Raw genomic sequence first — 297 nt, forward strand, 5'->3', positions numbered from 1 at the left:
CACTACTTCGAGTACGACTGGATTCAGGCCAGCTCGCACACTCCCTTCCTGTACATGGCGAACAAGGTGGCCGACCCCATCGGTGAGGCGAAGGAGGACGTGGAGATCTTCCGGGCTATTGCCGAGCGCATGGACAACGAGGCGGCCAAGGCGTTCTACGCCAAGTCCAACGAGGAAATGACGCGCATGGTGGTCGATACCGAGAAGGGCGAGCCGGTGGGCATTACCTTCGACAACCTCAAGGAGAAGGGCGTGCTGGCCGACCGAGACGAGAACTGGATTCACTGGGAAGAACAG

Annotated in this window: 1 protein-coding gene; it reads left to right on the plus strand. The window is 59.6% G+C overall.

What is annotated here, in order from left to right; translation table 11 throughout:
• The coding region (locus NE591_RS14640; protein ID WP_256157032.1) for a hypothetical protein at positions 1 to 297 on the plus strand (297 nt) is incomplete at both ends.

Origin of the sequence: Adlercreutzia sp. DFI.6.23 (assembly GCF_024462535.1) — a bacterium.
GTDB lineage: Bacteria > Actinomycetota > Coriobacteriia > Coriobacteriales > Eggerthellaceae > Adlercreutzia > Adlercreutzia rubneri.